This is a genomic window from Bradyrhizobium sp. WSM4874 (assembly GCF_055811835.1).
Window position 1 is genome coordinate 85,890 of record NZ_JBVVPR010000025.1, and the last position, 21,701, is coordinate 107,590.

17 protein-coding genes are annotated in these 21,701 nt (G+C 64.5%); 5 read left to right on the top strand and 12 right to left on the bottom strand.

What is annotated here, in order from left to right:
* Positions 1 to 21: 21 nt before the first annotated feature.
* A complete protein-coding gene (gene aqpZ / locus AC0L3P_RS24415) occupies positions 22 to 744 on the bottom strand; it encodes an aquaporin Z (protein ID WP_473305728.1) in 723 nt (240 codons plus the stop codon).
* 260 nt (positions 745 to 1,004) lie between these two features.
* On the opposite strand from aqpZ, the gene rpsU reads away from it, so the two are divergent.
* Positions 1,005 to 1,313, top strand: coding sequence for a 30S ribosomal protein S21 (gene rpsU / locus AC0L3P_RS24420; protein ID WP_473305731.1), 309 nt, complete (start codon positions 1,005 to 1,007; stop codon positions 1,311 to 1,313).
* 125 nt (positions 1,314 to 1,438) lie between these two features.
* The gene (locus AC0L3P_RS24425; protein WP_473305733.1) at positions 1,439 to 2,089 is read left to right on the top strand and encodes a tetratricopeptide repeat protein; all 651 of its coding nucleotides are present in this window, start codon (positions 1,439 to 1,441) and stop codon (positions 2,087 to 2,089) included.
* A 27-nt stretch (positions 2,090 to 2,116) separates the two neighbouring features.
* Here the strand turns inward: AC0L3P_RS24425 and AC0L3P_RS24430 are convergent, their stop codons facing one another.
* The 11 genes from AC0L3P_RS24430 to AC0L3P_RS24480 form a co-directional block, all read right to left on the bottom strand.
* Positions 2,117 to 3,064, bottom strand: a complete 948-nt coding sequence (locus tag AC0L3P_RS24430; RefSeq protein ID WP_473305735.1) for a hypothetical protein — start codon at positions 3,062 to 3,064, stop codon at positions 2,117 to 2,119.
* A gap of 92 nt (positions 3,065 to 3,156) precedes the next feature.
* On the bottom strand, positions 3,157 to 3,441 hold the full coding sequence (locus AC0L3P_RS24435; RefSeq protein WP_354204730.1) for a cupin domain-containing protein: 285 nt from the start codon (positions 3,439 to 3,441) through the stop codon (positions 3,157 to 3,159).
* Between the two features lie 35 nt (positions 3,442 to 3,476).
* Positions 3,477 to 4,574 carry a calcium:cation antiporter gene (locus AC0L3P_RS24440; protein WP_275169582.1) on the bottom strand — a complete coding sequence of 366 codons (1,098 nt, stop codon included), beginning with the start codon at positions 4,572 to 4,574 and terminating at the stop codon, positions 3,477 to 3,479.
* Positions 4,575 to 4,624: 50 nt separating this feature from the next.
* A complete protein-coding gene (locus AC0L3P_RS24445; protein ID WP_473305740.1) occupies positions 4,625 to 6,106 on the bottom strand; it encodes a sodium:proton antiporter in 1,482 nt (493 codons plus the stop codon).
* A complete protein-coding gene (locus tag AC0L3P_RS24450; RefSeq protein ID WP_473305742.1) occupies positions 6,060 to 6,869 on the bottom strand; it encodes an alpha/beta hydrolase in 810 nt (269 codons plus the stop codon). The genes AC0L3P_RS24445 and AC0L3P_RS24450 overlap by 47 nt, the downstream gene beginning before the upstream one ends.
* 164 nt (positions 6,870 to 7,033) lie before the next feature.
* The gene (locus AC0L3P_RS24455; RefSeq protein WP_085349147.1) at positions 7,034 to 8,431 is read right to left on the bottom strand and encodes an NAD(P)(+) transhydrogenase (Re/Si-specific) subunit beta; all 1,398 of its coding nucleotides are present in this window, start codon (positions 8,429 to 8,431) and stop codon (positions 7,034 to 7,036) included.
* 42 nt (positions 8,432 to 8,473) lie between these two features.
* Positions 8,474 to 8,791, bottom strand: a complete 318-nt coding sequence (locus tag AC0L3P_RS24460; RefSeq protein WP_007596278.1) for a proton-translocating transhydrogenase family protein — start codon at positions 8,789 to 8,791, stop codon at positions 8,474 to 8,476.
* Positions 8,792 to 8,802: 11 nt separating this feature from the next.
* A complete protein-coding gene (locus AC0L3P_RS24465; RefSeq protein WP_473305745.1) occupies positions 8,803 to 9,930 on the bottom strand; it encodes a Re/Si-specific NAD(P)(+) transhydrogenase subunit alpha in 1,128 nt (375 codons plus the stop codon).
* A 137-nt stretch (positions 9,931 to 10,067) separates the two neighbouring features.
* Entirely contained in the window at positions 10,068 to 10,220 is a 153-nt protein-coding gene (locus AC0L3P_RS24470) for an aa3-type cytochrome c oxidase subunit IV (RefSeq protein ID WP_007596280.1), read from the bottom strand.
* 142 nt (positions 10,221 to 10,362) lie between these two features.
* Positions 10,363 to 13,329, bottom strand: coding sequence for a cell division protein (locus tag AC0L3P_RS24475; protein WP_473305747.1), 2,967 nt, complete (start codon positions 13,327 to 13,329; stop codon positions 10,363 to 10,365).
* 264 nt (positions 13,330 to 13,593) lie between these two features.
* The gene (locus AC0L3P_RS24480; protein WP_473305749.1) at positions 13,594 to 15,561 is read right to left on the bottom strand and encodes a M3 family oligoendopeptidase; all 1,968 of its coding nucleotides are present in this window, start codon (positions 15,559 to 15,561) and stop codon (positions 13,594 to 13,596) included.
* Positions 15,562 to 15,688: 127 nt separating this feature from the next.
* Here AC0L3P_RS24480 and AC0L3P_RS24485 point away from each other — a divergent pair, with 127 nt between their 5' ends.
* The 3 genes from AC0L3P_RS24485 (at position 15,689) to AC0L3P_RS24495 (ending at position 21,598) form a co-directional block, all read left to right on the top strand.
* Entirely contained in the window at positions 15,689 to 17,185 is a 1,497-nt protein-coding gene (locus tag AC0L3P_RS24485) for a sigma-54-dependent transcriptional regulator (protein ID WP_473305751.1), read from the top strand.
* A gap of 347 nt (positions 17,186 to 17,532) precedes the next feature.
* On the top strand, positions 17,533 to 19,686 hold the full coding sequence (locus AC0L3P_RS24490) for a L,D-transpeptidase family protein (RefSeq protein WP_473305754.1): 2,154 nt from the start codon (positions 17,533 to 17,535) through the stop codon (positions 19,684 to 19,686).
* A gap of 289 nt (positions 19,687 to 19,975) precedes the next feature.
* Positions 19,976 to 21,598: a peptidoglycan L,D-endopeptidase MepK gene (locus tag AC0L3P_RS24495; RefSeq protein ID WP_473305756.1), complete on the top strand. Its 1,623-nt coding sequence runs from the start codon at positions 19,976 to 19,978 to the stop codon at positions 21,596 to 21,598.
* Positions 21,599 to 21,701: the final 103 nt, after the last annotated feature.

Genomic DNA, 21,701 nt, shown 5'->3' on the forward strand with positions numbered 1-21,701 from the left:
ATGCCGCGATCCCGCTTGCGATTACGCCGTCTTCGCGCCCGCGACGACGCCGGTGGGTTCGTCGCTGAGCCAGCGATAGATCACCCCGCCCAGCGCCCCCCCGATCAGTGGCGCAACCCAGAACAACCAGAGCTGCGCTGTCGCCCAGCCGCCGACGAACAATGCGGGACCCGTGCTGCGCGCCGGGTTCACCGAGGTGTTGGTGACGGGGATGCTGACGAGATGGATCATCACCAGCGCGAGCCCGATCGCCAGCGGTGCAAAGCCCGCGGGCGCGCGGCCGTGGGTGGCGCCCATGATGATGAACAGGAACATCATGGTCATCACCACCTCGATAAGGAAGCATACCATCATGCTGTACTGGCCGGGAGAATGGGCGTCGTAGCCGTTGGACGCGAAGCCCTTGCTGACGTCGAAGCCGGGAGCTCCGCTTGCGATGACGTAGAGCAGCCACGCGGCCACGATCGCGCCGGCCACCTGTGCGATCACATAAGGTAGAATCTGCCCGGCCGGAAAGCGCCCGCCGGCGGCGAGACCGACGGTGACGGCCGGATTGAGATGGCAGCCTGAGATGTGGCCGATCGCATAGGCCATGGTGACCACGCTCAGCCCGAATGCCAGGGAGACACCGACCAGACCGATGCCAACCTGCGGAAAGCCGGCTGCGATCACCGCACTTCCGCAACCTGCGAATGTGAGCCAAAAGGTGCCGATAGCTTCGGCTGCGTACTTCTTCATATCCATGTGTCGTCCCCTGCTTTCAAAGATTCCGGAACAAAGCTCCGAAAACGGCCCCACCCTTGGCGTCAAATCTCCCAAATCAGGGCCGCACAGAGGTATTTCGCCTCATTTAATGGCTGAACTTGGCCCGAAAACCCGCTTGGCCGGTGGACATCCCAGGTTTTGTCTGATACATCCGCGCCCTCAAGGTTAAGGGCTTGTGCGTTTCGCCATCCCCTTTGACTTACCAGAATTCAAATCCGATCCACTGAAGAGGATGCCGCGTGCAGGTTCTCGTTCGCGATAACAATGTCGATCAAGCCCTCAAGGCGCTGAAGAAGAAGATGCAGCGCGAGGGTATTTTCCGCGAGATGAAGCTCCGCGGTCACTACGAAAAGCCCTCCGAGAAGAAGGCCCGCGAAAAGGCCGAAGCCGTGCGTCGCGCACGCAAGCTGGCCCGCAAGAAGCTGCAGCGCGAAGGCCTGCTGCCGATGAAGCCGAAGCCGGTGTTCGGCGCTGGCCCCGGCGGTGATCGTGGCGGTCGCGGCGGTCCGGGTGCAAGTGCAAGTGCTGGTCCGCGCGGACCGCGCTGATTTACCGGACTTGAGAGATTTCAGTTTTCGATGACGCGGGCCCTTGGCCCGCGTTATTGTTTTGTGAGCGGTGCCTTCCTGGGATGGGGCACTACCGATGCGGCACTGGCGCGAGCGAACCGTAGATGGCCTCCCCTTTCCCCAAGCGCGGCTTGGCGCGGTTACGCCAGATCTTGCTGCAGCCATTTGCGCTGGCCTTGATGGGAATCTCGCTGTGCGGCTGCTCCTTCGACCTGGGATCGCTGACGCCGGATAAGGAGAAGCCGCAGGAGGCACCCAAGGCAGCTGCGACCGCCGAGAACGTGGTCAGCGCCGGCAATGTCAGCGAAGCCCAGGCCCATACGGCAAAGGCCCAGGCCCTGGCAAAGTCCGGCGACGCAGCTGCTGCGCTCGATGAATTCAATCACGCGGTCGGACTCGATCCCTACAATGCGCAGGCGCTCTATGGCCGCGCCCTGATCTACCAAGGCAAGAACCAGCACGATTTCGCGATTGCCGATTTCAGTGCCGCGAGCGGCCTTAACCCGCAGAAGGTCGAGCCCCTGCTCGGCCGCGCCATCAGCTATCTCGCCCTCGGCAAGGTCAAGGAGGCCGCGGCCGATCTGGATGAGGCTTCCGAGGCCGATCCCCACAATGCCCAGGTCTGGACCATACGCGGGCAAGCCTATGAACGGCTGGGCGACAGGACCAAGGCGGCGGCGTCCTACACCAAGGCGGTCTCGCTTCGTCCACGCGACGACGCCGCCCGCAGCGGCCTTGCCCGCGTCGGCGGCTGACGATCCTGGCGCAGCGCAGGCGCCGTCTTAATCCGGGGTGACGCTCTTCGGCAGAACGGAGTGGAACATGGACTTGACGCCCGACAGCATGTCGTCGGCGACATTGGTCTTCGGCCGCGGCATGGACCCGCCGGCATCGGCGCGCAGATCGAGCGGGGGCGCAATCATCGGGACCGGAATATCAGCCGGAGGCGTCAGCCGATTCGGGTTCTCGTTGCCGACCGAGGCCGTGTAGGGCGGGCTCGCCTGCGACGAGCCGCCATTACCATAGGCCTCGGCTGCGGGCGTCGAGACCGTGATCGGCGGCGGCAACGGACGCACCGTTGACGGATCCAGAGGGATGATACGCGGGGCCTCCGGAGTGCGGGCGGCTTCGCGCACCGCAGGCTCCTGAGTCTTCTCGGGCGGCTTTGCCTCCGAAGACTTGGTCTCAACCGACTTGGCCTCAACCGACTTGGCCTCAACCGCTTTGCCCTCAGGCGACTTGCGCAGGCGCTCGATCGCGGCGCGCACGAGATCATTGGCGTCGGGGGTGGCGGCCGGCGCGGCAGCAGCCGGCGCCGAATTGGCCTCCACCACCGGGGTGGCGGGAGCGGGTGCACTGACGGCCGGGGTGGACTTGGCGACTGCCTTGTCGCGTGCGGACGGCTTGCCTCGCGGGGTGGCCTCGGCCGGCGCCACGTCCGCCGTAGAAGTCTTCGACTCCGCGGTGGGCTGATCGGCAGCCTTCTCGGCCGCCGGCTTGTCCGCCACCTTCTTCTCGGAAATGCCCTTGGCCTTGACGCCTGGCGCGGGCAGGTTTGCCAGATCGGCGGGCTTGCCGTTCTTGCCAGCCTCGGCGGGCGCCATCACGGCCGCGGGTGCATCCGCCGCCGGCTTGGCGTTGATGTAATGGTTAACGATGTATGCCCCGATGATCGTTGCGAGCACCGAGGGGAAGATGTCCATCGAGATTTTAGCGATGTATTTCAGCATTCCGGCCACTCCCCGCGCGATCTGATGCGGGAACTTTGAGGCATAGTGAGGGATCAACTGCGACGGATCAATGGCAAAGGGGTACGCCGGAATTACGGCTTCAGCTCGACCTCAAGGAACACGATCTCGGTTGCGGTTTCGTTAAGCACGTCGTGCTTGACGCCGGCCTTGCGAAAATAGGATTTTCCGGCCGCGAGCTGTGCCTTGGACCGCTCGCCACTGGGTGCCACGATGGTCATTTCCCCTGCGACCACGGGAACAATGACGTAGTCCATGCCGTGGGTGTGATGCCCGGTGGCGCTGTTTGGCGCGAGCCGCCACTCGGTCACCCGAACCTGCTCATTGTCGACCTGAACTTCGGACTTGGCGGCAAGCATCGGAACTCTCCTGGGGGCACGTCCGGAAAACCGGTTCAGGGCACGAAAACCATGAACACGTAGACGGCAAATACCACCATATGGACCAGCCCGAACAGGACATTGGTCCTGCCCGTACCGAAGGTCAGCATGCTCAAAAAGAAGGTCAGGAGCAAAAGCACGCTGCCCTGGTCGCTGAGGCCGAGCGTGAGCTCCTTGTCGAGCGCATAGGTTGCGACACCGACGGCCGGGATGGTCAGCCCGATGGTGGCGAGCGACGAGCCGAGCGCGAGATTGATGCTCTTCTGGAGGTCGTTCTTGCGGGCGGCCGACACGGCCGCGACGCCTTCCGGCAGCAGGATCAGGAGCGCGACCAGAAGTCCGGCAAAGGCAGGCGGCGCACCGATCCTGGCCCCAACGGCATCGACGACCAGCGAGAATTTCTTAGACAGCAGCACGACCGCCAGCAGCGCAATCAGCAGCAGCACGACGCTGAGCACCATGGTCCGGCCCGACCGATGCCCCTCGCCGCTGCCGCCATCCGCCCGCTCGTGAACGAAGTAATCCTTGTGCAGCACGGTCTGGGTGTAGAGAAACACCCCATACAGCGCGAGCGTGACCACGTCGACGAAGCCGAGTTGAACCGCCGAATAAACCGGGCCCGGCGTGGTCGTCGTGTAGTTCGGCATGATCAGAGTGATGGTCGCGAGCGCGAACAGCACGCTGAGATAGACGTTGGCGCCGGAGAGCTGAAAGCCCTGCTCGCGATACCGCAGGCCGCCGATGAAGATGCAGAGCCCGACGAGGCCATTGCAGACGATCATGACAACGGCGAACACGGTGTCGCGCGCAAGTTCCGGGGCAGGCTTGTCGCCCAGCATGATCGTGGTGATCAGCGCCACCTCGATGATGGTCACCGCGAGCGTCAGCACCAGCGTGCCGTAGGGTTCGCCGACCCGCTCGGCGATCATTTCGGCATGATGGACCGCGGCAAACACCGTGCCGAACAGGATGACGAGGAGCAGGAGGGCGAAGACGAGCCCGCCGAACGACAGCGTGAACACATAGTCCGTCGCGCTGACGGCCACGAACAGCAGCACGGCCAGCGCCGGAAAGATCCAGGCCGACCGAGGCATCGGATTATGCGCGCTCATCCATCGGCTCCAATCGTCTCAGCCGAGCAGTAGCAAATCGGGCGGCAGATTCAATGCCAGCGCAGGATCGGCGCGAACGGTAGTAGCGTCAGCAGCAAGAATAGCGGGATCAGCACCGCGCTGGCACGCACGAAATAACCGAAGAAGCTCGGCATCTCGATGCCGTTCTCGCTCGCAATGCTGCTCACCATGAAGTTCGGCGCATTGCCGATATAGGTGAGCGCGCCCATGTAGACTGCTCCCATGGAGATGGAGGCGAGCGTGCCCGAAAGCTCGTGCATCAGCACCTGCGGGTCGCCGCCGGCGAGCTCGAAGAACAACAGATAGGTCGGCGCATTGTCGAGGAACGCCGACATCAGGCCGGTGAACCAGAAATAGGCAACCTCGCGCGGCGCGCCGTCCGGCCCGGTCACAGCCGACAACAGCCAGGCGAACGCGCCGTGATGGCCGGCATCGAGCATGGCAATGACCGGGATGATCGCGATAAAAATGCCGGCGAACAGCTTTGCGACTTCGCGGATCGGCTCCCAGGTGAAGCCGTTGGCCTGCCTGTGCTCGTCCGGCGTCAACCACACCGACAGGGCCGCTATCGCCAGCAGCGCCGCGTTGCGGGCAATGTCTTCCAGCTCCAGCCTGGTTCCGAGAATGTCGAAGGCGATGCCGGACTTCCACATCGCCGAGGCCAGCAGGCTCGCGACGATGGCTGCGATCAGCACCAGGTTGACGAGGCCGCGGATGCGGACCGGCTTCGCGGCGCCGGCGGCGCCGAGCAAGGGTTCGCTACGGAAGCGCCAGACGTCGATGACGACGAAGATCGCGAGCAGCAGTCCGGCAACGATCGCCGTCTGCAGCCAGATGGTCCGCGTGGTCCAGAAGAAGTCGACGCCATGCAGGAAACCGACGAACAGCGGGGGATCGCCGAGCGGGCTCAGCGCGCCGCCGACATTGGCGACCAGGATGATGAAGAAGATGACGACATGGGCGTTGTAGCGCCGCGGCCGGTTGGCGCGGATCAGAGGGCGGATCAGGATCATGGCCGCCCCGGTGGTGCCGACGACGCTCGCCATCGCCGTACCGAGCGCGAGGATGCCGGCGTTGGCCGCCGGGGTCGCCTTGATGTCGCCCGTCACGAGAATGCCCCCCGCCACGACATAGAGCGAGAACAGCAGCACGATGAAGCCGAGATATTCGGCGAGCATGGCGTGAACGAGCGCCGCCAGCGTCGCCATGCTCCCGGCAAGGAGGACCAGCGAAGCGAGTGCCAGCAGCGACCAGGCCGCGGCGATCTTGCCGTAATGATGGTGCCAGATTTTTGCAAACAGCAGCGGCCCGAGCGCGATCGACAGCAGGAGGCCGGCAAAGGGCAGCGCATAGGGCCAGCCCATCGCCGCGCCGTCGAGCCCGGTCGCAGCCCATGCGTGCTGTGGCAACAACACGACGAGGATCGCGGCGATGAACCCGCTCTCGCGCCGAACGACAAGCCGTCTAGAAAGCAATGAAGCGCCTCGCCGTTTCGATCGCACCGAACGCATCGAGATTGTCGTGTCCCCCGCCTGCAAAGCGAACGAACTGCTTCGGTTCGTGCGCGAGCGCGAGCGCGAGCGCGAACAGACGCTCTCCGAACACGATCGAAATGGCAAGGTCATTGGTGCCATGCATCACCAATAGCGGCACAGTGACGCGCGGGATACGCTCGTCGGAATGAAATGGATCGCGCATCAGCAGGCGCACCGGAACGTACCAGAACGATGAAGCTGCAATGTCGGCCGTCGATGTGTAGGGAGCTTCCAGGATGAGTTTTCCAATACGATGCTCCGAGGCGATTGCGACCGCCACGCCGGTCCCGAGCGAAAAGCCCCAGGCGGCGATTCGTTCCGCCGCGTAGCGCACAGTGGTGAAGGCGTAGGCGGCCGCGGCATCGCGCAGCAGGCCCGTCTCGCTCGGCGCCCCGCTCGAGCCGGCATAGCCGCGATAGGACAGCGCGACGAGGCCGGTGCCGTCCGCCGTCATGGCCTTGAAACGGCTGATGCGACCGGCGAGATAATCGCCATTGCCGGGAAAATACAGGATCACGGGCCGGCCAAGCCTCGCCGGCACGTGCCAGACGATGACCTTCTCGCCATCGGAGGTGGTCAGGACGTGCTCTTCGGCCTCAGGGAGGCCCGCGGCGTCCGGCGTGGTGCGACCGACGGGCGGGATCGGAAACAGCATCTCGCGCTGCCTGACATACAGCACGAGGAGACCGGCGAAATAGACGGTCACGAGCAGGATGGCGATCCACTTGACGATGGTCATGATGACGCGGCCCGGCCCCCGTTCAGGGCTTGCGACAGCTCCGCAGCAATTTCATGACATCGCCCGAGGGCGCGCCGGAAAGGCGCGGCGGCCGCACGCCGCCTGCTGAGCGGCGCTCCATGCGACGCGTGCTCGCGCGTCGCATTCGCCCACATGCCTCCGCGCTACATCGCCTTGACGATGTTCTCGGTGACCTTCTTGGCGTCGCCGAGCAGCATCATGGTGTTGTCGCGATAGAACAGCGGATTGTCGATGCCGGCATAGCCCGAAGCGAGCGAGCGCTTGATGAACATCACGGTGCCGGCCTTCCAGACCTGGAGCACCGGCATGCCGTAGATCGGCGAGGTCTTGTCCTCTTCGGCCGCCGGATTGGTGACGTCGTTGGCGCCGATCACGAAGGCGATGTCGGCCTGCGCGAATTCGGAGTTGATGTCCTCGAGCTCGAACACCTCGTCATAGGGCACGTTGGCTTCGGCCAGCAGCACGTTCATGTGGCCGGGCATGCGGCCGGCGACCGGGTGAATGGCGTATTTCACCTCGACGCCTTCCTTCTTCAGGATGTCGCCCATTTCGCGTAGCGCATGCTGAGCCTGCGCCACCGCCATGCCGTAACCGGGCACGATGATGACTTTCTGCGCGTTCTTCATGATGAAGGCCGCATCGTCGGCCGAGCCGAGCTTGGCCGGCTTCTGCTCGCCGCCGCCACCGCCCGCCGCCGCGGTCTCGCCACCGAAGCCGCCGAGGATGACGGAGATGAAGGAGCGGTTCATCGCGTGGCACATGATGTAGGACAAGATCGCGCCGCTCGATCCCACCAGCGCGCCGGTGATGATCAGCGCGGAATTGCCGAGAGTGAAGCCGATGCCGGCCGCGGCCCAGCCCGAGTAAGAGTTCAGCATCGAAATCACGACCGGCATGTCGGCGCCGCCGATCGGGATGATCATGAGCACGCCGAGCGCCAGCGCGATGATGACGATCAGCCAGAAGTCGAGCGCGCTGCCCGTCATGACCAGCCCGACGATGAAGACGACGAGGGCGATCGCAAGCGCGATGTTGATGATGTGACGGAACGGCAGGATGATCGGGGCACCGCTCATGCGCGCGGACAGCTTCAGGAACGCGATCACCGAACCGGTGAAGGTCAGCGCGCCGATGGCGACGCCGAGCGACATCTCGACCAGGCTCTGCGGATGGATGTTGCCGGGGCTGCCGATGTCGAAGGCTTCCGGCGCGTAGAATGCACCGGCCGCGACCAGCACCGCGGCCATACCGACCAGCGAATGGAAGGCGGCGACCAGTTCCGGCATCGAGGTCATCGGCACGCGACGGGCGATCACCGCGCCGACGCTGCCGCCGATCGCGATACCAAGGATCACGAGGATCCAGGCGAGGCCGTCCGCCGGCGGATGGCTGGCGAGCGTGGTGGCGACCGCGATCGCCATACCGATCATGCCAAAGAAATTGCCCTGCCGCGATGAGGCGGGGCTGGACAGCCCGCGCAGTGACAGGATGAACAGCACACCTGCCACGAGATACAGAACTGCAGCCAGATTGGCGTTCATCTCAGGTCCCCTTTGTCTTCGTCACCCCGAGGTGCACGCCGCTCACTTCACTTTCTTCTTGTACATCGCCAGCATGCGCTGGGTGACAAGGAAGCCGCCGAAGATATTCACGCAGGCGAAAATGAGCGCGATGAAGCCGAAGCCGCGCGCCCAGCCCGAACCGCTCGAGATCATGCCGACGCCGACCGCCAGCAGCGCGCCGACCACGATCACCGAGGAGATCGCATTGGTCACGCTCATCAGCGGCGTATGCAGCGCAGGGGTCACCGACCACACCACGAAATAGCCGACGAAGACGGCGAGAACGAAGATCGACAGCCGGAAGACGAAGGGGTCGACGACTTGTGCAATATGCTCCATGACGGCTCTCCTTACGCTTTCGGCTGGAAATTCGGGTGGATGACGGCGCCGTCCCGGGTCAGCGCAGTCGCCTTGACGAGTTCGTCGTCCCAGTTCACGGCCAGCGCCTTGCTGGTCTTGTCGACCATCGTTTCGATGAAGTTAAACAAATTGCGCGCGTAGAGGCTGGAGGCCGACGCCGCGACGCGGCCGGCGACGTTGGTGTAGCCGACGATCTTGATGCCATCGACCTCGGCGACCTGGCCCGCCTTGACGCCTTCGACATTGCCGCCGCGCTCGACGGCGAGATCGACCAGCACCGACCCCGGCTTCATCGACTTGACCATGTCGGCCGTGACGAGCCTCGGCGCAGGCCGTCCCGGAATCAGCGCGGTGGTGATCACGATGTCCTGCTTCTTGATGTGCTCGGCGGTGAGCGCGGCCTGCTTGGCCTGGTACTCCTTGGACATTTCCTTGGCGTAGCCGCCGGCGGTCTGGGCGTTCTTGAATTCCTCGTCCTCGACGGCGAGGAATTTCGCACCGAGCGATTCGACCTGCTCCTTGGTGGCGGGCCGGACGTCGGTCGCGGTGACGACGGCGCCGAGACGGCGCGCGGTCGCGATCGCCTGGAGGCCGGCGACGCCGACGCCCATCACGAACACTTTGGCGGCGGGCACGGTGCCGGCCGCGGTCATCATCATCGGGAAGGCGCGTCCGAAGGCCTCGGCGCCCTCGATCACGGCGCGGTAGCCGGCAAGGTTGGCCTGCGAGGACAGCACGTCCATCACCTGCGCGCGGGTGATGCGCGGCATCAATTCCATCGCGAAGGCGGAGACGCCGGCATCGGCTATCGTCTTCAGCGCGGCCTCGTTGCCGTAGGGGTCCATGATGGCGATGACGAGCGCGCCGCGCTTGTACTGCGCCAACTCCGAGGCTTCAGGGCGCTTCACCTTGATGATGATGTCGGCGTCCTTCAGCGCGTCGGCGCTGACGGTGGCGCCCACGGCGGTGAATTCGGAGTCCGGCAGGCCCGACTTGAGGCCGGCGCCCGGCTCAATGGCGATCTCGGCGCCCAGCGCCTTGAACTTCTTCACCGTATCCGGCGAAGCGGCGACCCGCGGCTCCGACGGATCGATTTCCTTGGCAACGGCGATCTTCATAGGCCCTCCGGCGACGCGGGAAGAAGCGCGCACGCGAACTTAGCGTTACTCCCGCAACGTTGGATACCGGTTTTCAATCCGGCTTGATTGCAAATTTTATGGGCACCGACGACGCTGGCGGTGCTGCAGGGGATGGATCAGGTCAGGAAGATCGCCATCAGGATCACGATAAGCGCGACCGAGACCGTGCCGTACTTCACCAGCTTGATGAAGCCCTCGTAGGTCTGCTCGTGGGCAACGTAGTCGTTGCCGTCGGCGGTGCTGTACGCCACTTCGCTATGGTCAGCCATGAATTGTCCCCAGTCGAAAGTCGAATTTCATGGCTGGGATACCGCAAACTTTCGGGCAGGGCAACGGCAGGCAGGCGCGGTTTCCCGGCAAATCAGGTCATTTGGAATTCCGATTGGCGGGAAAGCCCGGCGCTACAGCCGCTCAGCCCTGATCGATCATCGTGGCGGTGATGTTCACGGCCGCTCGCTGGGGTACCGGGAGACCGAGCGCCTCGCGGACCGTGTCAACCGCCGGCTCGCCTGCTTCGGTGAATCGAGCCATCCGCGGGGCCGTCCCAGGGCCGACCGCCACCGCATGGTCCCCGGCCAGGAAGCCATGGGTCATGTGGAAACCAAGCGCGCGATAGACCTCGAACTGCTCCTCCGAGAAGAACTGATCGCCGGTGGTCTCGTGGGGGAACGTGTCGTTACGCCGCGCGTAGTCGCGGATGTAGTCGTTCTCGTCGTTGGAGAGCGAGGACTTGATGTAGACGAGATAGCCCCTGTCATCGCCACCATAGTCGATGGTGCCGATCGCCACATGAACATGCTCGCCGGCCTCGTCCGGCGTCTCAGGAGAGGTTCGTGTGGACTTCTTGTCGGCGTTCGCCGCCATGATGGCGCGCGTGCGGTCGCGGATCGGCGTCCATGGCAAATCGATCCGGACGCCGAGATCGATGCGGGCGTAGCGCTGGAGCTTCATCAGCGAGGAGAAATTCATCGCCGCGTCGGCTTCCGCGTCGACCACAACGATCACCTTGCAGCGCCGGCGCAGCAGCTCGTAGACGCCGAGGTTTTCGATGTGGCCGCCGTCGGTGAGATAGACGCCGTCGCTGTTCTCGTAGAGACGGCCCGAGATTTCCGACCACAGGAAGAGCGGCGTGGAGCGGCGCTGCGGCCGAACAGTGGCCTCGACATAGCGCGGATTGCTCAGCCAGTAGCCCAGCCGCACGTTCAACAGCGCGAGCGTCGGCGTCAGCGCCCTGATCGAGTTCGAGCCCATGTTCGACGACGCCGCCGCCCCCGAGATCGCCATTGCGGTGGCGAGGTCGAGGCTTTGCTCAAGGTGCTCGACCGCCGGGGTCTTGGCGTAGCGCGTCGCCTCGCTGCCGACATAGAGCGGCGAGAACACAAAGAAATCGGCATTGCGGCCGCGCCGGTTGGCGAAGTCCGACCCCTGGATGTTGAGCGCCGTGTTGATGAGATGATAGGGCGCCCCCAGCTTCCGCGCGGCAGGCCGGTCCCCCGTCGCGACCTGGTCACTCGGGGCCGCATAGAGCTCGCTCAACCTCATGCGATCGAGCGGCTTGAAATCGCGTCCCTGATCGAGGCTGGCTTCTGCGCGCGCGATATTGCCGTCTGCCGACCGACCCGGATCGAACAGAAAAGCCTTGCTCAGCCGGTCGCGGTACAGGCGGTGAAGCGAATTCGCGTTGGGCGTCAGCGACCACGAGATCGCAAACAGCAGCAGGCCGACGAGCGTATACAGGATCACCACGGGCAGGCTGTGCGCATAGCCGGAGCCTCTATCCAACCAGTCGAATTGTCGTGCGATATTGCTCGCGCCAGACCTGAGCCAGGCCGGAACGTGGGATACGGGCGTCAGCCAGTCCGTGGTCGCGGTGGCTGCGGCGGCCGTTGGCGTGATCTCGGCCGAGAAGGTGCCGGCGCTCGCGTCGAACTCGATCTTGCCCGACAGATTGCCCGACGCGGGCACGGTTGATTTGTTGGCCGCTAGGCAACCCTTCTGCGCCATGGCGGTCAGAGGCGCCTGGCATTTTTCGATCGGATCGTTGGCGATGCCCCAATAAGACAAGTAGAGAAAGGCGACCCAGATGATCAGTGGCAGCGCCAATCCGGCGGTCCACAACGCGACCTTGGCAATGATCGCGAGCATCATCGAGCCCCATTGCGAGGATACGCTGTCGCCCTTCAGGAATTCGGCGAACTGCTGCCTGAAAGCAGTAACGAAAACACCGATCGGCGCGGCAATTGCAGCCAGCGACTGAACCCAGGTGACCGCGACGCCGCGGACCGGACCGCCGATCGCGTTGCTGTCGGCGACATCGAACATCTGCGACAGCATGAAGGGCTGGAATTCGAAGAACGCAATCGCGGCAAGCAGGACCAAAAAAGTCGCGCCGGCGGTCGGCCAATGCGAGCGGAACTCCTGACGCTTTTCGGGACTTGCAAATGACTGCTTGAGCGCCCAGCCGAAGAACAGGGCGACGCCGATGATCGCCGTTGCCAGCGTCAGCGCGAAATGCGCGATTTGAAGGACGCGCGCGAAATCGCAGGCGATGCCGAGCAGGAACGCGATGGCCGCAGCATAGGTCAGGAAGATGGTCGGGCCGATGCCCCGCTCCGCGCGCGAGCTCAGATAAGCGATCCCTCCGCAAGCAAGCAGCGCCAGCGCGACGATCGCCCCGATCGCAGTGAAGCCGAAGCGGTCCGCGATCCAGCCGAAATGATGCAGCTCACACTGCGGCAAAGCGCCTTCGGCGATATCGACGCCGAAGAAATTTGCGACCGTGAGGCAGCTCCGCAGCGGCGTCGACCAGATCGTGACGGCTGCGAGCAGCAGCACGACGGGCAGGGTCAATCCGATATTGGCGATCAGGCCCCGCGCCACGATTGCAATCCCGGTCAAGAGATCGCGGAAGCCGGCCGGGATCAGATAGTTGGAATAATTCCTGATATGTCCGACCGACGGCGTATCGCTGATCTCGCTGGCGGTCGCAGTTCTCCCGGCCGATTGCTGGCCGAACACAAACCGCCCTGTCACCGTCATGGTCGTGCTGAGCGAGGTGCCGATGTAGCCGCCGCCCGACACGGTGGACAGATAATCGATCCGTCCGATCAAATCGTGGTGGTTCAGCGCCTGGAGCACGCCGAGGCACATGGCGGAGGAGCGGATGCCGCCGCCGGAGAGCGCGAGCCCGACCACGTCGAGCATCTGGCACGCCTCTGTGCCCTCCGGATCGACTTGCCGCGCCTCTTCGCGGCGCGTGTTGATCGCCTCGATCTCGTCGCGGACGATCTGCTGGTGCTTCTCGCACCAGGGCGTTTCCTCTTCGAACGCAGCGGCGTTCCGCGCGCCAGGCAGGGGGACCTGTCCTTGATCGGGCATGCGAGCCTCCCGAGCGGCAAGAGGGTGATCTGCAATCAATAATTGTAAAAATAAAGCGGGTATCTACGGGGTTAGTCTCGCCTCGGGCTCGGACGTTCAAAACCCCCAAGCAGGATCTCGAGGTCGGCCTCGAACGTCGCGGCGAAATGCGCTGGCAAAATATGGCGCCCGCTTTGTTCGAGACCGGTCCGCCGGGGGCGGACCGCTCGCGGAGCCGGCTGGTTCGTCCCGTGCCGCTCCGGAAATAGCCGGCTCGTGCCTACCTCAGCCCATTGCTTCCAGCTCGTCGATCATTCCGGCGATGACGCTCAGGCCGCCGTCCCAGAACTTTGGATCCTTGGCATCGAGCCCGAACGGCCGCAGCAGCTCGGAATAATGCTTGGTGCCGCCGGCGGCGAGCATGTCGAGATAGCGCTCGGCAAAGCCTTCGGCCGCGTTCTCGTAGACGGCGTAGAGCGAGTTCACGAGACAATCGCCGAACGCATAGGCGTAGACGTAGAACGGCGAATGGATGAAGTGGGGGATGTACATCCAGTAGTTCTCGTAGCCCGCTTTGATCTCGATTGCCGGACCAAGGCTCTCGCCCTGCACCGAGAGCCAGATCTCGCCGAGCCGCGTCGCGGTGAGTTCGCCGTTCTTGCGTTCGGTGTGGACCGCGCGCTCGAAGGAATAGAACGCGATCTGCCGCACCACGGTGTTGATCATGTCCTCGACCTTGCCGGCGAGCAGCGCCTGGCGCTGCTTTGCGCTCTTGGTCTGCGCCAGCAGCCGCCGGAAGGTCAGCATCTCGCCGAACACGCTCGCGGTCTCCGCCAGCGTCAGCGGCGTCGGCGCCATCAACGCGCCGTTCCTGGCCGCCAGCACCTGGTGCACGCCGTGGCCGAGCTCGTGGGCGAGCGTCATCACGTCGCGCGGCTTGCCCTGGTAGTTCATCAGCACGTAGGGGTGCGCGGACGGCGTGGTCGGATGCGAGAAGGCACCCGGCGCCTTGCCCGGACGCACCGGCGCGTCGATCCAGCGGTCGGTGAAGAAGCGCTCGGCGATATCAGCCATCTTTGGCGAGAAGCCGCGATAGGCGGAGAGCACCATGCTTCGCGCGTCGGGCCAGCCGATCACGTCGGTGGCCGCAAAAGGCAGCGGCGCGTTGCGATCCCAATAGGCCAGGCGCTTCCTGCCGAACCAGCGTGCCTTCAGCGCGTAGTAGCGATGCGACAATTTTGGATAGGCCGCGCGGACCGAGGCGACCAGCGCATCCACAACCTCGCGCTCGACGCGATTGTTCAGATGCCGGGAATCCGCGACGTCCTTGAAGCCGCGCCAGCTGTCGGAGATGTCCTTGTCCTTGGCCAGGGTGTTGGTGATCAGCGCAAAAGTGCGCTCATTGGCCTTGAAGGTCTTTGCGAGCGCCTCTGCCGCGGCCTTGCGCTTGGCGCCGTCGCGGTCCTGCAGAAGATTGAGCGTCGGCTCGATCGCGAGCTCCTTGGGCCCGACCTTGAAACGCAGGCTCGAGATGGTCTGGTCGAACAGCCGGTTGAAGGCTGAATAGCCGGTCTGCGACTTCTCCAGGAAGAGCTGCTCGAGCTTGTCGTCGAGCTGGTACGGCTTCTCCTTGCGCAGATCCTCGATCCAGGGACGGTAGTGCGCGAGCTCAGCGGCCTGCATCGCGCGGTTCAAAATATCGTCATCGATTCGATTGAGCTCGAGCGCGAAGAACAGCAGATGCGTCGATGCCGTCGTCAGGCGCTCGGAAACGTCGCCGTAAAACTTTGAAATCTTGGGGTCCACGCTGTCGCCGGCATGAACGAGGCCGGCGTACGAGCCGAGCCGGCCGGCGAGGTCGTCGATCGCCTCATAGCGTCGCACGGCTTCAGCGAGCCATTTTCCGCCATCTTCCTTTGCTGTTCCTGTGGCGAGCTTGCCCTTGTAATCCGTCTCGAACGCGACGCAATCGGCGTCCATCCTTTCGAGATCGCGCGCCACTTCCGGCGCATCGATCCCGGAATAGAGGTCGGCGAGGTTCCACTCCGGAAGCTTGCCGGTCTTGCTCGCAGGCTTGGCAGGCGAAGAGTTGGCGAGTGAAGACTTGGCGAGTGAAGGCTTGGCGAGTGAAGGCTTGGTGGGTGAACGCTTGGAGGGTTTTGCCTTGGCTGCGGATGTCTTGGTGTTCGGCTTGCGAAGAGCGGGCTTGCTGATGGCGGACTTCTTAACTGCAGACTTGGAGCGCGAATTCATTGTGTGGGAAACCTGTGTTCAACAATCGCGACGGCGGGCGGGGGCATCAGGGTTTAACAGTGCGTTAATCGGCTTCGGCCAGAGTGCCCCGATTCGAGACAGATAGTAGTAGCGTGCGGGGAACACCATGGCTGCCAGTATTTTGATCGCCGACGACGACGCTGTAGCCCGCCGGCTGGTCGAAAACATGGTGCAGAAATGCGGCTATGAAACGATCGTCGTGGACTCCGGCGACGCGGCGATCGCCGCCCTCACCGCCCCTGACGCGGCCATCGACGGCGTCATCCTAGATCTCGTGATGCCCGGCCTCGATGGCATGGGCGTGCTGGCGAAAATCCGCGAAGCGGGTCTTAGCATCCCCGTCATCGTGCAGACGGCCCATGGCGGCATCGACAATGTTATCTCGGCGATGCGCGCGGGCGCGGCCGATTTCGTGGTCAAGCCGGTCGGCTTCGAGCGGCTCCAGGTCTCTCTTCGCAACGCGCTCAATTCGTCCGCGCTCAAGGGCGAATTGCAGCGCATCCGTCACAGCCGCGAGGGCCGGCTGACCTTCTCCGACATCATCACCCGCGCCGAGGCGATGGCGGGCGTGATGCGCGCGGCGCAGAAAGCAACAAACTCATCGATCCCGGTGCTGATCGAGGGCGAGTCCGGCGTCGGCAAGGAGATGTTCGCGCGTGCCATTCATGGCAGCGGCGAGCGCAAGGCAAAGCCGTTCGTCGCGGTCAATTGCGGCGCGATCCCCGACAACCTCGTCGAGTCCATCCTGTTCGGTCACGAGAAGGGTGCCTTCACCGGCGCCACCGAACGGCACACGGGCAAGTTCGTCGAAGCTCATGGCGGCACGCTGTTCCTGGACGAGGTCAGCGAGCTGCCGCTGAGCGCGCAGGTCAAGCTGCTTCGCGCGCTCCAGGAAGGCGCGGTCGAGGCGGTCGGCGGCCGCAAACCCGTGAAGGTCGACGTCCGCATCATCTCGGCGACCAACCGCAGGCTGCTTGAGCGGGTCAAGCAGGGCCACTTCCGGGAAGATTTGTTCTATCGGCTGCACGTGCTGCCGCTGACGATCCCGTCGCTGCGCGCCCGGCGCGAGGACATTCCACATCTGCTCAGGCATTTCCTGGCCCGCTTTGCCGCCGAGGAGAACCGCCCCATCACCGGCATCAGCGGCGAGGCTGTTGCGCACCTCGCCCAGCTCGATTGGCCCGGCAACATCCGCCAGCTCGAAAACGCGGTCTACCGCGCCGTGGTGATGAGCGACGGCGACCAGCTTGGCCTCGACGACTTCCCCCTGATCGCCTCGCAACCGCACCCGGGAACAGACATTCCGACCGCGCCGCTGATGCTGGAGCCGATCGCGGCGGCCCCCTCCGTCGTGTCAGGTAATGACATACCGATTGCGCCGTTGCCCCAAGCTGGTGCTCTCTCCATGCTGACCGCGACCGGCGACGTCCGACCGCTGGAGGAGATCGAAAACGAGATCATCCGTTTCGCGATCTCGCATTACCGCGGGCAGATGTCCGAGGTCGCCCGCCGCCTCAAAATCGGCCGCTCCACCCTCTACCGCAAACTCGATGAAGCCGGGGTTCCCGGCCATGGCGGCAAAAGCGGTGAGGAGACGCACTGAGCCTGACGCGAACAGAGGTTCGTCCGGGCGGTGCGATACGACTGTAAGCCGTTCGCATGACGACGGAATTCGACTGCGATTTGAACCGTGACTTGTAAGTGACAGACACAGGGAAAAGCGCGTGGCAGAAGCGCACAATCCGTTGCCAAGAGGCCTCCTTGAAGTCAGTTTGTCGTGAGTTGTCCCGGGTAGCGCTGGCCGCGAAATCGGGGCCTGTATATCGTCTGCGTAGGAATCGTTGCGTGCAGGCGTGCAACTTTCGAGAGGCCGGCGCGGTTTAGCCGAAGCTCAATAGGCGATAACGAAGCTGTTCCATGGGGGACAGTTCACCCGAGGGGTGCGACACAATGCGTGACTGTTTGAACCACCGTGCAGGCTTTGACCGTGTCTTGATGACGGTCGCGGCGACCTTCCTCACGGTATCGGCCAGCTCGGCCCTGGCGCAGGATCAGGCGCGCAGCAGCGCTGCCGAGCTTGCGATCGAAGCCGCGATCCCGCGCCCCGAACCCGCAAACGTCCCGCCCCCGACCGCATCCGATATCAAGCTCGACACCACCGCCACGGTTCAGGACTCGGCAAAGGAGCCGGTCAAGGAACCCGTGAATGCGGAAGCCGCTCCCGCGCCAAACAAGGTCGAGACCAAGCCTTCCGACGTCGCCACCACGCCCGCCGCCGAGGCGCCGAAGAGCGAGACGGCGAAGACCGAACCTGCCAAGGCCGACACGCCGGCCGCTCCCGCGACCGCTGCTGCTCCGGCCTCGGAGCCGGTGAAGGCCGCGAGCAACGTTCCCGCGGCCGACCAGCCGGTCGCCGACAAGCTCAAGGACATCGTCGGCGCCAAGACTGCGCGCTATTTCGACCGCAAGAACGAGCGCGCGGCGATCGAGAAGTTTTACGGCGCACGCGACTTCGCGCCGGTCTGGACGCAAGGCGGCGGCCTGACCGCTGCAGCCAAGGGCGTGATCGCCCGGCTCAAGGATGCGGCCTCCGACGGTCTCAATCCCGCCGATTACCCGCTGCCGGACTTCGCCGCCGCCACGACGCCCGATGCGCTCGCCGATGCCGAGCTCAAGCTCACCGCCAGCATGTTCGACTATGCGCGCCAGGCCCAGAGCGGCCGCATGCACTGGTCGCAGGTCAGCGGCGACATCCTCTATCCCGAGCATCCGGTCGATCCGAACGAGGTGCTCGCCAAGGTCACGACCGCGGCGGACGCCTCCGCGGCGCTCGACAGCTACAATCCGCCGCACAAGCTCTACAAGGAGCTGAAGGCGAAGCTCGCGGAGCTCCGCGGCCAGGGCAACGGCCCGATGATCGAGATCGCCGATGGTCCGACGCTGAAATACACCCCGGCCGGCAAGAAGCAGGCTGAAATCGTCGTTGAAGATCCGCGCGTGCCGCAGCTGCGCGCGAAGCTCGGCATCGCCGAGAACGCCAGCGACACCCGCTATGACGCAGCGGTCGCCGAAGCCGTGCGCAAGTTCCAGAACAGCGCCGAGCTCAAGCCGACCGGCATCCTCGACGACAAGACGGTCAAGGCGATCAACACCCCGAAGCGCGACAAGCAGATCGACGTGGTGCTGGTGAACATGGAGCGCTGGCGCTGGCTGCCGCGCGACCTCGGCGTGCCCGCGCTCGGCGATGCCTACGTTATCCTCAACATTCCCGACTACACGCTGAAGGTGATGCAGCGCGGCCAGCAGGTCTGGACCACCCGCGTCGTCACCGGCAAGCCCGGCACGCATGCGACCCCGCTGCTCACCGAGACGATGAAGTACATCACGGTCAATCCGACCTGGAACGTGCCGCCGTCGATCGTCTACAACGAATATCTGCCGGCGCTTCAGCAGGACCCGACCGTGCTCCAGCGGATGGGGCTCAAGCTCGAACAGAACCGCGACGGCTCGGTGCACATCTCGCAGCCGCCGGGTGAAGCCAATGCGCTCGGCCGCATCCGCTTCAATTTCCCGAACAAGTTCCTGGTCTATCAGCACGACACGCCGGACAAGAACCTGTTCGCCCGGGACGAACGCGCCTTTAGCCACGGCTGCATGCGCGTACAGAACCCGGATCAGTACGCCTCGGTCCTGCTCAACATCGCGCTGCCGAACGAGAAGTACACGCCGGAGCGCGTGCGCAGCATGTACGGCAAGAGCGAGATCGACCTGAAATTCCCGACCCCGATCCCGGTCAACATCACCTATCAGACCGCATTCGTGGATGATGGCGGCAAGCTGCAATTCCGCAAGGACGTCTATGGCCGCGACGCGACCATGATCAACATCCTGAAGAACGGCCGCGGCAGGGATCTCGAGAACGTCGTGGCGCACTCCCAGCCGAGCTATTCACGCCCGGCAACGACGCTGCCGAACGGCGTGCTGGCAGCCAACAATGGCGGCTCGTCCGGCCCGAATTTCTTCGAGCGGCTGTTCGGAGCCCCGACCCCGCCGCCGGCTCCGGTCGGCCGCCGTCCCCAGCCGCAGCGGGTGTTCACCCGCTGAGGCAGGCCCGCCCCGACGCCTGTTTTCCTGAAATTCTCCAATAAAGTCAGCGACCTCATCCTCTGGCTGGGGTCGCTTAACGTTAACCATTCTCCACCTGACCTCGGGCAGCGGGCGTTTTTTCGCCACACTCACCCGGTTAGGTTCGCAATCTGACTTGGTTTGGGGGCGGGAAGGTCAACCTCGAATTAACCTTCTCGCTTTAACAAAGCGTTCATCCTCTTTCGCGCGCTAACGGGGTTTGCGGGAGAGTCCATTTTGAACGCTCGTCGACTGGGTGGGCTCTAACGTGCTGACTGGTATCGCACGCCAATTCGCTGTGCTGTCGTTGTCCCATGCGGGAGTGAAGGCCGGATCCCGGATCGGCCTCGCTGCCGTATTGCTGTTTGCTGCCGCGGGTTCAGTTCATAACGCTGCCGCGCTGAACGAGACCAAGACGCTCTCCTTCCACCACACCCATTCCGGCGAAGACCTCACCGTCACCTTCAAGCGCGACGGGCGCTACGACGAAGCGGCGCTGAAGCAGCTCAACCACTTCCTGCGCGACTGGCGCAGCCAGGACGAGACGGTCATGGACCGTCACCTCTTCGACATCCTGTGGGAAGTCTATCGCGACGTCGACGGCAAGCAGCCGATCCAGATCATCTCCGCCTACCGCTCGCCCGCCACCAACTCCATGCTCCGCCGCCGCTCCTCCGGCGTGGCGCGCTTCAGCCAGCACATGCTGGGGCATGCGATGGACTTCTACATCCCGAACGTGCCGCTGGAGCAGATCCGCTTTGCCGGCCTGCGCCTCCAGCGCGGCGGCGTGGGCTTCTACCCGACCTCAGGCTCGCCATTCGTGCATCTGGACACCGGCAGCATCCGCCACTGGCCGCGCATGACGCATGACCAGCTCGCCCGGGTCTTCCCGGACGGACGCACCGTCCACGTCCCGACCGACGGCACGCCGCTGAAGGGCTATGAGCTCGCCAAGGCCGAGATCGAGCGGCGCGGCAGCGGCGAGGATTCCGGCAGCAAATCGAATTTCTTTGCCAACCTGTTCAAGGGCAAGCCGGCTCCGGCCGCCGCGAGCAACGACGAGGATGACGAGGGCGCGCCCGCGCCGGCCGCGAAGACTGTCGCGCCGACCTTGGTCGCCGCCGCGACCAAGCCGGCCGATCCGGTGCCGACGCCGCGGGCCAAGCCGTCAGCCGCGGCGACCATTCAGCTCGCCTCGGCCGATGCGCAGATCGTCGCGCTGCCCAAGTCGAAGCCGGCGCCCGTGGCTGACAAGCCGGCCGCCGGCAAATCTGCTGACGCCAAGCCCGAGACCCCCGCCGACATCATCAATGCCCGTGGCTTCTGGGACGCCCCGGCCACGCCGCAACAGGCGACGCCTGCTCAAGTGGCTGCGCTGAAGGCGCGCCAAGCGCTTGCGGCCGCCACCGATCCGCAGCCGACCGCTAGCGTGTCCAGCGCCGCCTATCAGGCGCTGGCCTACGCGCCGGCATCCGCCTCCCCGGTCGACCGCGCCAACGTCGTCGCCGCCTCCGCGCCGATCCCGCGCTCCGCCCGTCCCGCCTCCGCGTCGCGCAACGTTGCGCCCGCGACCGAGATCAACACGGTGGTCGGCAAGCGCGTCGACGGCATGGTCGCAACCGCGACCCGGCTCTCCGCAGCCAAGGGCGAAAGCATCTGGCTCAAGATCGTGATGCTATCGCCGAGCGCCAGCCGCGCGATGTCGGTGACGCTGATGGGCGAGCTCGACACGGCCGCAATGCGCGCCTACTTCGTCAAGCCGCAGTCCGTGATCGCGATGGGTTTTGCCGACGACCCGATGCAGGGCCTGTCCTGCGACAGTTTCTCGGGCACCGCGACCGCCAAGCTCGAGACGACATCGTTCGTCATGCGGACAGCTTCGCTGCGCTGAGGCACGGGCCTTCAAGAACCTCCGCAGCCGTCCGCGACGACGAGCCCGCGACGAAATTTGCCAAGGACCAGCTCAAGTCCATCATCGAGCGCATCGAGCGGCT